This window comes from Xanthomonas sp. NCPPB 2933 (assembly GCF_056725225.1).
The window spans coordinates 2249229-2262220 of the sequence record NZ_CM161518.1 but is presented as its reverse complement, the minus strand read 5'-3'; the positions used below and the strand labels follow the sequence as shown (position 1 = coordinate 2262220).

The 12992-nt window shown below is 56.1% G+C and carries 14 protein-coding genes; 2 read left to right on the top strand and 12 right to left on the bottom strand.

Annotated elements, in window-relative coordinates:
- Positions 1-4: 4 nt before the first annotated feature.
- Positions 5-1282: a carbohydrate porin gene (locus AC1PLU_RS09235; protein ID WP_481108267.1), complete on the top strand. Its 1278-nt coding sequence runs from the start codon at positions 5-7 to the stop codon at positions 1280-1282.
- Positions 1283-1607: 325 nt separating this feature from the next.
- Here AC1PLU_RS09235 and AC1PLU_RS09230 read toward each other — a convergent pair whose 3' ends face one another.
- The 11 genes from AC1PLU_RS09230 to AC1PLU_RS09180 all read right to left on the bottom strand — a co-directional run bounded on the left by AC1PLU_RS09230 (position 1608) and on the right by AC1PLU_RS09180 (position 11388).
- Positions 1608-2129 (bottom strand): DUF2314 domain-containing protein, encoded by a 522-nt coding sequence (locus AC1PLU_RS09230; protein WP_481093438.1) that lies wholly within the window; start codon positions 2127-2129, stop codon positions 1608-1610.
- Between the two features lie 63 nt (positions 2130-2192).
- Complete coding sequence (locus AC1PLU_RS09225; protein WP_481108266.1) at positions 2193-2705, bottom strand: hypothetical protein; 513 nt, start codon at positions 2703-2705, stop codon at positions 2193-2195.
- A gap of 292 nt (positions 2706-2997) precedes the next feature.
- Entirely contained in the window at positions 2998-3471 is a 474-nt protein-coding gene (locus tag AC1PLU_RS09220; RefSeq protein ID WP_481108265.1) for a hypothetical protein, read from the bottom strand.
- A gap of 461 nt (positions 3472-3932) precedes the next feature.
- A complete protein-coding gene (locus tag AC1PLU_RS09215; RefSeq protein ID WP_481108264.1) occupies positions 3933-4652 on the bottom strand; it encodes an HNH endonuclease in 720 nt (239 codons plus the stop codon).
- Between the two features lie 72 nt (positions 4653-4724).
- Positions 4725-5399, bottom strand: coding sequence for a hypothetical protein (locus tag AC1PLU_RS09210; protein WP_481108263.1), 675 nt, complete (start codon positions 5397-5399; stop codon positions 4725-4727).
- Between the two features lie 1325 nt (positions 5400-6724).
- Positions 6725-7579 carry a hypothetical protein gene (locus AC1PLU_RS09205; RefSeq protein WP_481108262.1) on the bottom strand — a complete coding sequence of 285 codons (855 nt, stop codon included), beginning with the start codon at positions 7577-7579 and terminating at the stop codon, positions 6725-6727.
- Between the two features lie 156 nt (positions 7580-7735).
- Positions 7736-8053, bottom strand: a complete 318-nt coding sequence (locus tag AC1PLU_RS09200; RefSeq protein WP_481095791.1) for a hypothetical protein — start codon at positions 8051-8053, stop codon at positions 7736-7738.
- Between the two features lie 500 nt (positions 8054-8553).
- A complete protein-coding gene (locus AC1PLU_RS09195; protein ID WP_481108261.1) occupies positions 8554-8814 on the bottom strand; it encodes a hypothetical protein in 261 nt (86 codons plus the stop codon).
- Between the two features lie 763 nt (positions 8815-9577).
- Positions 9578-10030, bottom strand: a complete 453-nt coding sequence (locus tag AC1PLU_RS09190) for a hypothetical protein (protein ID WP_481095793.1) — start codon at positions 10028-10030, stop codon at positions 9578-9580.
- 374 nt (positions 10031-10404) lie between these two features.
- Positions 10405-10935: a hypothetical protein gene (locus tag AC1PLU_RS09185; protein ID WP_481108260.1), complete on the bottom strand. Its 531-nt coding sequence runs from the start codon at positions 10933-10935 to the stop codon at positions 10405-10407.
- Between the two features lie 66 nt (positions 10936-11001).
- Positions 11002-11388, bottom strand: coding sequence for a hypothetical protein (locus tag AC1PLU_RS09180; RefSeq protein ID WP_481094647.1), 387 nt, complete (start codon positions 11386-11388; stop codon positions 11002-11004).
- Positions 11389-11653: 265 nt separating this feature from the next.
- Between AC1PLU_RS09180 and AC1PLU_RS09175 the strand changes: the two genes are divergently transcribed.
- Positions 11654-11902 (top strand): site-specific integrase, encoded by a 249-nt coding sequence (locus AC1PLU_RS09175; RefSeq protein ID WP_481094652.1) that lies wholly within the window; start codon positions 11654-11656, stop codon positions 11900-11902.
- A gap of 98 nt (positions 11903-12000) precedes the next feature.
- Here the strand turns inward: AC1PLU_RS09175 and secF are convergent, their stop codons facing one another.
- Positions 12001-12969 (bottom strand): protein translocase subunit SecF, encoded by a 969-nt coding sequence (secF, locus tag AC1PLU_RS09170; RefSeq protein WP_481108259.1) that lies wholly within the window; start codon positions 12967-12969, stop codon positions 12001-12003.
- Between the last annotated feature and the right edge of the window lie 23 nt (positions 12970-12992).

Below are 12992 nucleotides of genomic sequence, written 5' to 3'. Positions count from 1 at the left end.
TGCCATGACCGCCTTCGCCCCCCGCCATGCCCGTCCCCGCCTGCTGTGCCTGTCGCTGGCACTGGCGCTGACCCCGCTCGCCCACGCGCAGGATGCCGCCGATGCCTTCAAGCTCAAGCTGGGTTACACCGGCGAAGCGGCCTCGATGATCGACGGCGGCCGCAAGAACGGCGATGCCTACGCCGGCCAGTTGATGGTCGGCACCGATGTCGACATGGACCGCCTGTTCGGCTGGGGCGGCGCCACGGTCAAGCTATACGTCTCCAACCGCCACGGCACCAACCTGGCCAACAGCAGCATCGGCAACAGCACCTCGGTGCAGGAAATCTACGGCGGCCAGGGCACGCGCCTGGCCAACTTCACCCTGCTGCAAAAACTCTTTAACGACCGCCTGGAGCTGGAAGCCGGCCGCAGCGTGGCCAACATCCACTTCCTCGGCTCGGACCTGTGCCAGTACTTCCAGGGCAACTCCGCCTGCGGCAACCCCACCTTCGTGTTCCGCACCAGCAACTTCACCTACTGGCCGGTCTCCAGCTGGGCCGCGCATGCCACCGCCTGGGTCACGCCCAAGGTCTATGTGCATGTGGGCGCCTACGAGGTGAACCCGGTGCAGGCGCAGGACGGCCAGCACGGCCTGAAATGGAGCACCGACGACACCACCGGCGTGGTGGTGCCGTACGCGGTTGGCTACAAGAACAAGGGCGGCGACGGCAGCATGGCCGCGATGTACGAACTCGGCGGCTGGCAGGACAACTCCGACTACACCGACCCGCTGCGCGACCGCAACGGCAACCCCGCCGTGCTCAGCGGGTTGGGCTATGACAACAAGCAGGGCCGCTCGGGCCTGTTCGGCCGCTTCGAGCAGCAGGTCACCAACCCTGATCCCTCCGGCGCCCGCGGCCTGACCGTGTTCGGCGCCATCCTCAAGAGCACCGGTGGTCAGGCGATTGAGGACCACTTCGTGCAACTGGGCCTGGTGCAGAAAGGCACCTTCGCCAGCCGCCCGCAGGACAACATCGCGTTTGTGATCACCCAGCAGAAGTACAGCGACGAAGCGATCGAAAACCTGCGCCTGGCCCGCGCCTCGGCCGGCGGCACCGGCACCCCGGCCGACAACCAGATCATGATGGAGCTCAGCTACGGCATCCAGGTCACCAAGCGCCTGCGCATCGCGCCGAACCTGCATTACGTGATCAACCCGGACCAGTTCAACGAGCCGACCCGCACCAACGATCTGAAGAACGCATTGATCGCGGGCATGCGGATCGATTGGAATCTGTGACCCGTAGAGAAGCTGCGCGCGTTGCGCGCATGCTTGGCGGGCGCCACTGCCTGAAGTGAGTGGCGGGTGCGTTGCATCTGACTGCAGTGCAACGCATTGCGTCGATTCGGTTGGACTGGGCTTTTGCCGATAGCCGATGGAGTTCGATGACCTGCGTAGACGCGCGACCGCACGCAACGAAGCTTTATCGGCCAACCGGTCGCGCACAAGCCAGCTGCGGACACGCAAGATCACGCGGCAGCGGATGCCGAAGCTGTAATGACCCACCACTGCCTAACGCCGGAGTTAAGCCGCGCCGCGAAGCGGCGACGGCTTAGGCGAATTGTTAGGGCGCGGGCAGCGGCGCATAACTGCTCACCCCGATGTAGCGATCAAACGACTCACGCTCGGGTGCAGGAAGGCGGCTCCGTTGGATGCGAAGGGAGTAACCGCCTTGCATGACGCCCGAGCTGACCAACGCCCAATCCGCTACTTCCGATTCCGGCACGAACTTCCTTGTGCCAGGCGAAAGATCAGTGAACTCGGGCGGGGCCTCGAAGACGGACGCGTTGAACCCAGAGGCCGTGGTGGACTCCACGCTTAGCCAAAGCCACATCCCGCCAACTGCCGGATCAGAGATGTAGGTCTTTACCATTGGCGGGACATCGGTCGGTGTCCCATCGACCAGTAGCCGACGAAAGTGACTTAGCGAGCCGTGAGCTGCTCGGGCAGCTTGCGCAAGCTCCCCTTTGGGCATCGCCATAAAAAGAGGTTCGCCTTCGGGTTGCTCAAATTTGCTCGCGGCATCGGCTTGACCAAGGCCCAGCACGCCGCGTACGAACCCAAGGATCTTGCCGACGTTGCTCACTCTCGCTGCCCCTAACGCCTGAATTAAGCCGCGCCGTAAAACGGCGTCGGCTTGAATGAATTGTTAGACGTCATCTTCATCTTCATTCGCAGGCTGCCCTGACAGTTTTGAACGACTTCTCTCCCAGAATTTCGGACGCTTCTGGGCGAAAAGTAAGCCTTTGTCCTCTGCCTGCTTTGCTACTTTACTCCCAAGCGCTGTCAGCTTGAGTGTTGTTAAATCGTTGCCTTCCATTGTGGCGATTCCGTCGCTTATGAAGCCATCAACTTCTTTAGTGAAGCTGCTGTTCTTGCCCCACCTTTTCACCATTTCCGACCAGGTTTCGCCGGCCTTAACCAGTTCCGACAGAGCACGCGTGGAGCCGTGCTTATAAACCATCAAATCAACTTGCGAGCCTTCTAAAATCTCTTTGATTGGCGCTTGCTTGCCTTCCGCTGCTGCGCCTATGCTTTTTACAATCTTCTCTGCGGTCTCGGAGATCTCCTCATCAATGCTGCTCTTGGACAGAGGCTTTGACGACCCTTTGAACTTCCGCTCTTCATCGAGGTAGCGTGAGTAGTAGGAGTCCTCCTGCATTTGCGGTCGAAATTTGGTCTGGAGGAGAAATAGCGCGACTATGAACACCGGAACATTTACTACGGCCGCAATTAAGAGCAGAGCCCCCCCAAGTTGGATGGGATATCTGCTGCGCTGCAACTAGGAAGGATGCGTTAGTGACAAAAAGTCCTATCAACCATGCAGCTAGAAGTTGAATTGGCTTTGTGACTTTTTCGGGAGCAATTCCATGGTGGCTCATATAATCTTCCAATGACGTCTAACACCTGATTTTTAAACCGACCTGCGAAGCGGCTTCGGCTTGAATGAATTGTTAGGCCTGTGGCCGGGAAGGGTTGGGCAGATGGGGCAGTGATGCAACACGCGCCTGAGAAATGCCTTGGCGAATAGAAATGCACATCAGCAAAATTGCTACTTTGAACTGCCGCTGATTGTTGGCAGCGCTGGAATGCTCGCCAAAGAGCTGTGTTTGGTGATGCTTTGCGATACCTGCAATAGAACTTGACAGCCACCTAATTTTTTCTGCGTACGCGAAGGGTCCAAGACTTGAATGGGCCATATTGTAGTTGAGCCAGACCGGTCCAAGCAAGCGCGAGAAGCCAGTGTTAAACCAGCGATCCTGCTTGAGAGTACTGAACAGATTTGCGTCTAAGGCGGATGAGTCAGTGTAGCTGGCATCTTTGCAGAGTTGCAACGCTATGCGGCAGGATTCTGGATCACGCTTCTCCTTTTCTCCAATTTTGTATGTCTGATCTCGGTAGTAGGCGAGTAAATCTACGGGTTGCATCGTTGCTTGTTACACAGGCCTACGCCTGAATTAAGCCGAGCTGCGGAGCGGCTTCGGCTTGAATGAATTGTTGGACAAGATTAGCCCGCACAGTACTGCTCTGAATTCGGAAGTTTGCCGGCCAGCCAGCACTTGTGGATCTTGTGGCTCGCACGGTTGAAAGCGCTAAGGCTCTCATCCCCGGGCATAGGATGCACTAGCTCGATAGTTCCAGTTTGCTTGTCTATCTGAAAGGTACCCATGACTTGCCCGAGCTGCCCAAGACGCTTGGTGACGATCCGCCTGTATTTCGTGCAGATGAACTCGTAGTGGCATACCTTTTCGGTTTCGGACTGCCTCCGAACGCCAATGTAGTGTCGGTCGAGATAGTCTTCTGGGTGCATGGATTTGTCCGAATGTGGCCTAACACATGAGTTAAGCCGCGCCGCGAAGCGGCGTCGGCTTGGACGAATTGTTATACGTCACCGCGTCTTCTTTCGAGCCTTGGGCTTCGCTCCTCGTTGGATTTCAAATAGGTGCTCGATGGGCGACGGGTGAAGAATTTCACTCAGCACGTCGCCCTTTTCTCTGTTGCAGTCGGCGTGAACCAAGCGAAGATTTTCCGCTGTCGTAGTGCCGCCGCGCGAAAAGGGAATCTTGTGGTCGAACTCGACCTCATTGTCCGGCACGGGCTGATTGCAAATTTGACAAATCTGTCCATCGCGCCGCACGACTTTTATCATCACCTCGTTGGAGATGTACCGGCTGTGGGCGCGGCGTACCTTAGTTTCGGTGAGCGGTTCGGCGACCAGAAACACCGGGCAAACGTGTCCAAATACGCGACACCCTGCCTCTTCCAAGACCGGCGGGATCTCCTTGGGAAGCTCTTCAGGCTTAAAGTTACGAACCCGCTCTTCAAAGTCGCGCTTGCGTTCGTCATCGAGCGGGCGGCCGTCGCCGAGAATTTCCGTTTCAAGACAGGTCTTAAGGTAAGCCTGATGCTCTTCAGCCTGGCTCCGGACAACCGGTAGAAGCGGGAACCCTTCGACGAGAGGGCCGTAAGGGCAATATTTCAGCTCCCAACATGGCTTGCAGATTTGCTCAAGCCTCTTGTTCCAGTCGCGGAGTAGCTCGCTATCGCGAATATTCTCCTCGTACCCAAGCGCAGTCTTGATCGAGTGATGGATCGGCTTCTTGGGCACGCGCTAAGCTCCAGTAACGTATAACGCCTGAATTAAGCCGCGCCGCGAAGCGGCGTCGGCTTGAATGAATTGTTAGATGCTGATCTCACTGGGGTTGCTGGGAAAATGCTGGCTCCACGCCTCACTAAATCTCTGCTGCTTAATCTGCTGGCCCGCGGCGAAGTAGAAATTGTGGTCGCCGCACGCCGCTTTCATTGCTAGAACTGATTGCTCAATTGATTGACGCTTGTAGAAAATGCTGTTGTAGAAAGCCAGATACGCAACTGTGAGGTCAGATTGAAAAACCAAGCCTGTGTTGCCAATCAAGAAGTTAAAGGCACTGTCGTAAGCATTTGCCATAGAGCTAGCGCCAAGTCCCTCGCAAGATGCCATGCACAGTATTGGGTCGTAGCCCTTGATCTGATTATGCGCGTACAGCAATCCTCTCAGTTGCGGCCATGCAACCATGCTTTGGTCAGTTAGCTGTAGGCCAAACTGATTCCCGTGCATGCAAAGGTGAATAAATGGATACGCATCTACCTGTCCGTTGGATTGAACCTCGCCCACCTTTGAATGGAGCATTCCTTGCAAAGCGGCGCTAAGCATCTGCTGATTGGACGCAAGTGCGTAAAACGTTGGTATCTTGATTGCACGCAATGAATCCCTTAGCGCCATTCCTATGCTGTAACCCTCCAAAAGATCATTTGGAGATGGGGAATCGACAATGTAGACGAATGGCACTTGCGGTTTTACGGGTTGAGGGAACATTGCTTCTCCAGCATCTAACGCCTGAATTAAGCTGAGTTGCGAAGCAACTTCGGCTTGAATGAGTTGTTAGGCAGCGAGTGGCCGCGAAGGTTGGATGGTGCAACCATGCTCCCCAGCACTGCCGCCTGGACCGAGTGTGCCACAGCTTGCGGGTATGGAGCTTGCCCAGCGATGCAGCGACGCGTGATGCCACCGAAGCCAACTGCAACGAGCGCAGCGCGGGAACGACGTGCCAAGGCGAAGTACCAAACTTGCCCCAACCAGCAACGGTGATGACTGCTGTCCGGAGCCAACCGCATGCACGCCTGCCAACTCACCGGATCGGCAACCACCAACATATTGCTCCACCACGGCCTAACGCCTGAGTTAAGCCGCGTCGCGAAGCGGCGTCGGCTTGAATGAATTGTTAGGCTGCTCCTGGAACGGCTGCGCCTAAGTGCTTCTCTAATCTGGTGTACCGAACCGAAGGCCGTTCAGTGTGTGCGTGCAACACACGCAGAATGGTGTCATGTCTTTGGATCTCAGGTTTGAGTTTACCAGTTGTAGAACGCCGTCTTCATCAATGTATAGTCCGCTGAAATAGCTACTCTCGCCGACGCGCACGAACTCCTCCCGCTGTTCTTCACATCGTGCGACAAGCCAAAATATCGGATCAGTTGTGTCTAGCCGTGACTTGGCCTCTGCGTATATTTGATCCCAAGGCTCACCAGCCTTTGACAGTAGAAAGCGGAAGAGTGGCGTGTAGTCACGGCCGTGCTTTAGCCGACCGTTCATCGATTCGCGCGCCACTTCGCTGCTAGTCGACTTCTGCGAGTTCCGACTGTGCCGAAACTCTCCACCCATGCCGTGTTTCACGCCATGAGTCCGAGTGTTGACGGAACGGTAAAGAGGAGATGTGCGCATGTGTTGTGCAGCCTAACGCTTGAATTAAGCGGAGTTGCGAAGCAACTTCGGCTTGAATGAGTTGTTAGGCAGTGAGTGGCCGCAAAGGTTGGATGGTGCAACCATGCTCCCCAGCACTGCCGCCTGGACCGAGTGTGCCACAGCTTGCGCGATGGAGCTTGCCAAGCGATGCAGCGGCGCGTGATGCCACCGAAGCCAAAGGCAATGAGCGCAGCGCGGAAGTGACGTACGAGGGCGAAGCACTGAACTTGCCGCAACCAGCAACGCTGATGACGACTGCCCGGAGCGGACCGCCTGCATGCCAGTGAACTGACAGAAGCCGGAGCCACCCACCTACTTGCTCAACCACGGCCTAACGTCGAGCATAAGCTGCGGCCATGCCAGAGCGCAGCGGAGGCGTGGACGTCGGCTTGATGCTCTGGTTAGCTCCGACGCCGCCTAGCACTCTGAATGAAGAAGACGTGCCCATATCTGTTCTCTCTGATTCTGTTATCCGAGATATCCTTCAGAGCCAGCCCGACGCCGATAGGATTGACGACTATCGGTGACGGAAGATTCGAGCCAATTCCGGCCAGAATCGATTGCCGAACGTTTGGTCTCACATCATCTGCCAGCCCCCACAAATCAGCTTGAACTTTCTGTTGAAGGGCGCTGTCAAACGACGTCCCGCCTTTCATTAATTCGTAAACCGCCGTACGAAAGGCTATTACGTACTTGTCTTCTCTTAATTCCAACACCTCGTCCCAACTGAAGCTGTCAAAGTCAGGAACAAGCAATCCGCCGTTGAATAATTCATGGCATTGCCCATTTGCGAGGACAACTTCATTTTCAAGGGCGCGCCCAATGAGTGGCGAATAGTTTGGGATTATGTCTAGCCCTTCTGCCCCTGCCAATATGTTAAGGCCAATATCAGCATAGAGATCGCCGCTCAGCTCTTTTACATCGTCGATGTCGAAGGCATATGAGTCAGCGGGAAGGCCATTTACTCGTCGAACCTCCGAGAAACAAAACTCGCCCAACCTGCTTCGAGCTTCCTCCGGAACTACGTCATATCTGATCGACTCAAAGCGCTCAGCATCTTTAACAACATCCCAGCAATCTACGAATAGACTCTGAAAACGTTTATTTTTTCCAAGCGATTTCCGGCCTTTGAGAGATTCACCCGTTGATATAAGCATTGATACAAATTCTGCCAGTGACTCTATACCGAAACTACCGATCAGGGCGCCATGGCGATTGAAGATGATGCGATCAAAGAGAATTGCATATCGCTTCATCAAGCCATCCCGAGATATACCTTCCCTCTGGAAGTTGAATAGACTTGGGATAGAAGATATGACGTCCATCGTTTGTCCTTAGAGCTAATGCCCGAATTAAGCCGACGCGCGAAGCGGGTTCGGCTTGAATGAATTGTTAGGCACAGCCCCGAAGAACTAGAGGCGCTGCCCCTTGTACGGCTTGGCGATAACCTGCCAATCGTCCTGATACACAACTGTACCCGGGTCTGACGTCCGCAGCACATTGACGTGGTGTCCGTGCAGGTCCAGCAAGGTCTTTAGCTGCCACATCCGTTGGATTGCCTCGTCCGCCGCCAGCTTGAACCAGGAGATGGCACGCCGATGCTCGGGGTTCGCCAGTGCAGTTGGTACGGGCAGGTGGTCATTGAACCAAGCCAAGGCCGTGCGGAGCGTCTCATGCTCTTGGGCAGAGAGGTCGCCATCATCGCGAAGCGTATGCGCGGCAACGAGCACTCCGCCAGCGCAACCTGAATCCGAGTCAGTAGCAAGAGTAGAAAACCGGATGAGCACAGAAGCTTCTGGTGGTACCTAACGCTTGAATTAAACCGAGTTGCGAAGCAACTTCGGCTTGAATAAGTTGTTAGGCAGTGAGTGGCCGCGAAGGTTGGATGGTGCAACCATGCTCCCCAGCACTGCCGCCTGGACCGAGTGTGCCACAGCTTGCGGGATGGAACTTGCCCCAACGATGCAGCGGCGCAGGATGCTGCCGAATCCAAATGCAATGAGCGCAGCGCAGGAACAACGTTTGACGGCGAAGCACCAAACCTACCGGTACGAGCAGTGGCGATGACTGCGCCACGGAGCCGACCACGCGCAGACCAGCAAACTCACCGAAGTAGCATGCACCAACGCATTTGCTCCACCACGGCCTAACGCTTGAATTAAGCCGAGTTGCGAGGCAACTTCGGCTTGAATGAGTCGTTAGGCGCCAAACGATGCCGCCTAAGGCTCGATCATTCCTGAGGAATTTCTAGTTCTTCGTACTGTTCAGGGGGCATGGTCTGAAGATGACGAAGGAAGGTGTGTTCATCAACGCTTTCATGAAGCGTTGCGACTACAGAGTTGTTTGCCAAGTCAGTTTCTTCTGAAACTGGGCGCAGTCCATAGTCCGTTACGAACTTTTGCCTGATTGCCTCGTAACGTGACGAGTCAATGATCATCCTGATCGGATGGTTGGATGTGTCATAGCTAATTGCGGATCCATACGGTTTCACAGAACTCTCCTATTGGCGCCTAACGCGTGAATTAAGCCGAGTTGCAAAGCAACTTCGGCTTGAATGAGTTGTTAGGCAGTGAGTGGCCGCAAAGGTTGGATGGTGCAACCATGCTCCCCAGCATGCCGCCTGGACCGAGTGTGCCACAGCTTGCGGGACGGAGCTTGCCCAGCGATGCAGCGGCGTGTGATGCGACCGAGGCCAACTGCAACGAGCGCAGCGCGGGAACGACGTGCTAAGGCGAAGCGCCGAACTTACCGCAACCCGCAACGGTGATGACTGCTGTCCGGAGCCAACCGCATGCACGCCTGCGAACTCACCGAAGCGGCGACCACCAACGCATTTGCTCCACCACGGCCTAACGCTTGAATTAAGCCGCGTTGCGAAGCAACTTCGGCTTGAATGAGTTGTTAGGTAGCAGCCTCACTTTACTGCCAGCTCTGCGAAGCGCTCGGTTGCGAGTGCCCTAGTAAGCATAACCACCGGCACCGAAACTACTAAAAAGATTGCTTTTGCGTATTCCGGTAGGAGTATCAAACCGGTGTTGAATAGCAGGACGTATAGCAGCGCGGCTCCCCCAACAGAGAGGACAAAAGAGATCTGCGAGGCGGCATTACAGATGGTGCAAGATGTCCTGCAGCCAAGGCAGAACAAATTGGCTTTGCCCCAGTTGTTCAGAAAGACCAAGTCCGCCCAAGAGAACGTGATTGGCTTTCCGCAAGTTGGACACGGCTTTTGTCTCATCTGCTACCTAACGCTTGAATTAAGCCGTGCCGCGAAGCGGCATCGGCTTGAATGAATTGTTAGGCGGCCAGATACGCACTAGATATAGAACGACTAGCGCTACAACGCAAGAAATAGCCGCCCACGCTGCCATCATGCCTGTGACCGAGTCTCCGAGCAGCAGCCACCCCATTGAAGCAGCTAATGCGCCTTGACCGAGGCTTAGTGCGACGACGATGCCAAAGAGCCACAAGCCAGACAGAAAACGGACTGTCCTGTGAAAGACAAAGCACGCGATGAGGTGTCCCGACAATGAGCAGATAAGCATGAGTCCGGTTATGAAGCCAGCGAAGTGAATGCTGCCGAAGCATCCAAACTTCGGATCGCAGTTGCCGCGCACATAGACGTCGAATGCCATGTAACCCACAAACGCAAGGAATAGAGCAATCCCTGGACCTAGTGATATCGCTACGAAACGCCAGATTTGTTTCATGGCCGCCTAACACCTGAGTTAAGCCGAGCCGCGAGGCGGCGTCGGCTTGAATGAATTGTTAGGCCTCAGCCTTGCGCACTGAGTGCGCAAGTCCGGCAGCCTCCAAAAACAGATCACGAGCTATCCCTTGAGCCTCGGAAAGGTTCGTGGCCGAACGCCCGAATGCGCGGCGCGCATGCTTCGCAACCCCCTGGGGTAGCCTACGGTCCAGCGGCCAATTGTCACAGATGTAGCGAGCTACAGCCTGCTTGTCCGGGGAGAGCAGGTGAGAGTGTTTCTGAAGAAGCTCAATTGATCGATCTGCCGTCATGAGGCCTAACTCTGAAATTAAGCCGAGTCGCGAAGCGGCTTCGGCTTGAATGAATTGTTAGGCCTCACTGCACGGAACCTAGACGGCTAAGCCTATAAGAAGCCTCATTATTGAGCGCTGGGTCTGAGGACGATGTGCACGACCTGATCACCTCGATCGCCTCATCCGTCCCGATCGCCTGTAGCGCCCACAAGCATTTCTTATAGTAGGCGCCATAGTCGTCATAGGCGAGGTACCCGAGCAAAGGCTTTAGCCCAATGGCTGCCGTTAGATAAGGAATGCTTGACGGATCAGCCTTCATTTGAAGGCCTGATATCAGTTCCTCATGCTCTTGGTGCCAGTCTTGCAGGAGCAAGTTGTGCCAGTAATCAAGTTCTGAGTCGTAACCCTGTGGTGGCTCGCGCAGCGCGAATTTTAAACGGATCATCTCCGCGTCATTGAGATCGCTGCCATTCTTATCGGTGATGGCCCGTGAGACCAACGCTGACGTAAACGCCCCAACTTCTTCGCGAGCGATGCCAAGCGCATCCAAGAACTGCTGCTCGGAGAGCTCGTTCTGCAGCAGCTTTATTGTCAGATTTGCAAGATTTTCCATGTGAGGCCTAACGCCTGAATTAAGCCGACCCGCGAAGCGGGTTCGGCTTGAATGAATTGTTAGACGTCATCCGCCGGCTACCGACGAACTTTCGCTTGAAAGCGGTCTGAGCGTCAACGGCGCCGGCAGAAAATGCGGCGCATCGCCGGAGAAGCCGTATACCTCGATCCCGCTCAGAATGCCGTTGCATGAGTAAATGAAGGCGCCGGAGTGCTCGCCGTCCGAGTCAAAGACATAGTCGCCAAGAACGTGTACTCCGGGAGGCGCTGGAGCATGGCTCTGTAACTGGAAGTTGATGCTCGCGCACCCGCACGGACAACGCCAAGATGTGGCCTCCGCGCGTTCCAGTTGCTCAATGAAGTCACGAGCCTCCGTGGTTCCATGCTCAAGCATGTAGCGGGCGAGCGCGCGCTCTTCCTCGGTGAGTGGCCGATTTCCTTCTGTCTCGCCCATGACGTCTAACTTCTATTGGACCGCCTAAACGCGGTGTTGCACCTAGTATCAGCAATCCGCGGACGCGTGGGAATAGGCTCATTCCCAATGAATATCAATCGCTTACCTGATAGCTGGGGCCAAGCCCCACGTCGATGCTGGTGGTGTTACCCAACTGTTGAGCAGGCGTATGAATTACACCCCGGGAGATGGAGGCGTAACAGCGCGGTCGGGGCCGAAGCTGTTGTATCAGGTGCGCGACCGCCTGCGGGTACGGCACTAAAGCCTGCGCACCGAGCAGGCCTATCTGAGCTGGATACGGCGCTTCATCCTGGCCAGCGGCAAGGGTTATTTGGTGCAGATGGGCCAAGTGGAGGTCGAGGCGTTCCTCAACCGCTTGGCGATCCAGGCACAGGTGTCTGCGGGCACACAGAACAAAGCGTTGGCGGCGCTGTTGTTTCTCTCCCGCAACATATTGCGTATCGATCGGCATCACGTGTCCGACGAAATCCCTAGTGTTCACAATCTTGAGTAGTGGCGTCACAGTGCACACCATGCAGTCACGACGCCCAACGCCAGAAACGAAAAAACCGCGCAATGCGCGGTTTTTTCGTCACACCTTTTACCAACCGATCAAGGACGACACGCCAGCGCCTCCACATCCTTGGCCTTGGGCAGCAGATCCTGCTTGGTCACCGCGAACGGCCCGATGCTCAGCATCGGCACGGCGACGATGATCGAGGAGATCACCACGATCACCGCGCCGATCATGTGCGTCTCGGCCAGGCCTTCCATCGACTCGCCGCCGTAGATGTACAACGCCAGTGCCGACAGGAAGAACATCACCGCGGTGATCACCGTGCGCGAGAGCGTCTGGTTGATCGAGCGGTTCAGCACTTCCAGCGGCTCCACGCGCAGCGCACGGAAGTTTTCGCGCACGCGGTCGAACACCACGATGATGTCGTTGATCGCAAAACCCATCACTGACAACAAGCCCGCCAGCACGGTCAGATCGAACTCGCGGCCGGTCAGCGACACGAAGGCCACCGTCACCAGCAAATCGAACAACGCGGTCAGGCTGGCGACCACAGCGAACTTCCACTCGAAGCGGAACGCGATGTAGATCAGAAAGCCCACAAGCATGAACACCGTGGCGTACACGCCGTTCAAGGCCAGGTCCTTGCCGACCTGCGGGCCGACGAATTCGCCCGGCTGCACGGTGGCGGGATTCTGCTCGGTGCTGACGGCCTTGCGCACTTCTTCGGCCACGGTGGTGGCGGCATCGTCGCGGTTGTTGTGCTGCTCGCGCGCCTGCAGGCGAATCATCACCTCGTTGCCGCCGCGCGCGTTCTGCACCTGCGCGTTTTCGAAGCCGGCCTTGGCCAGCTGCTCGCGCACCTGGTCCACGTCCACCGTCTTCTGGAACGAGGTCTGCACCAGCGTGCCGCCGGTGAATTCCAGTGCGTAGTTGAAGCCCTTGCCGACGATGATGCCGATCGAGGCGATCGCCAGCACCAGCATCAAGATCAGCACCGGCTTGCGCAGGCGCATGAAATCGATCTTGGTGTCGTTCGGGATCAGATGAAGCGGAAAAATTTTCATTGAAAGATCTTCCTAAAAAGTCC

What these genes read in the sequence shown, in the direction of transcription:
- AC1PLU_RS09220 (WP_481108265.1), bottom strand. Translation starts at nt 3,471, where the DNA reads ATGCAACCCGTAGATTTACTCGCCTACTACCGAGATCAGACATACAAA.
- secF (WP_481108259.1), bottom strand. Translation starts at nt 12,969, where the DNA reads ATGAAAATTTTTCCGCTTCATCTGATCCCGAACGACACCAAGATCGAT.
- AC1PLU_RS09180 (WP_481094647.1), bottom strand. Translation starts at nt 11,388, where the DNA reads ATGGGCGAGACAGAAGGAAATCGGCCACTCACCGAGGAAGAGCGCGCG.
- AC1PLU_RS09190 (WP_481095793.1), bottom strand. Translation starts at nt 10,030, where the DNA reads ATGAAACAAATCTGGCGTTTCGTAGCGATATCACTAGGTCCAGGGATT.
- AC1PLU_RS09235 (WP_481108267.1), top strand. Translation starts at nt 5, where the DNA reads ATGACCGCCTTCGCCCCCCGCCATGCCCGTCCCCGCCTGCTGTGCCTG.
- AC1PLU_RS09225 (WP_481108266.1), bottom strand. Translation starts at nt 2,705, where the DNA reads ATGCAGGAGGACTCCTACTACTCACGCTACCTCGATGAAGAGCGGAAG.
- AC1PLU_RS09210 (WP_481108263.1), bottom strand. Translation starts at nt 5,399, where the DNA reads ATGTTCCCTCAACCCGTAAAACCGCAAGTGCCATTCGTCTACATTGTC.
- AC1PLU_RS09185 (WP_481108260.1), bottom strand. Translation starts at nt 10,935, where the DNA reads ATGGAAAATCTTGCAAATCTGACAATAAAGCTGCTGCAGAACGAGCTC.
- AC1PLU_RS09205 (WP_481108262.1), bottom strand. Translation starts at nt 7,579, where the DNA reads ATGAAGCGATATGCAATTCTCTTTGATCGCATCATCTTCAATCGCCAT.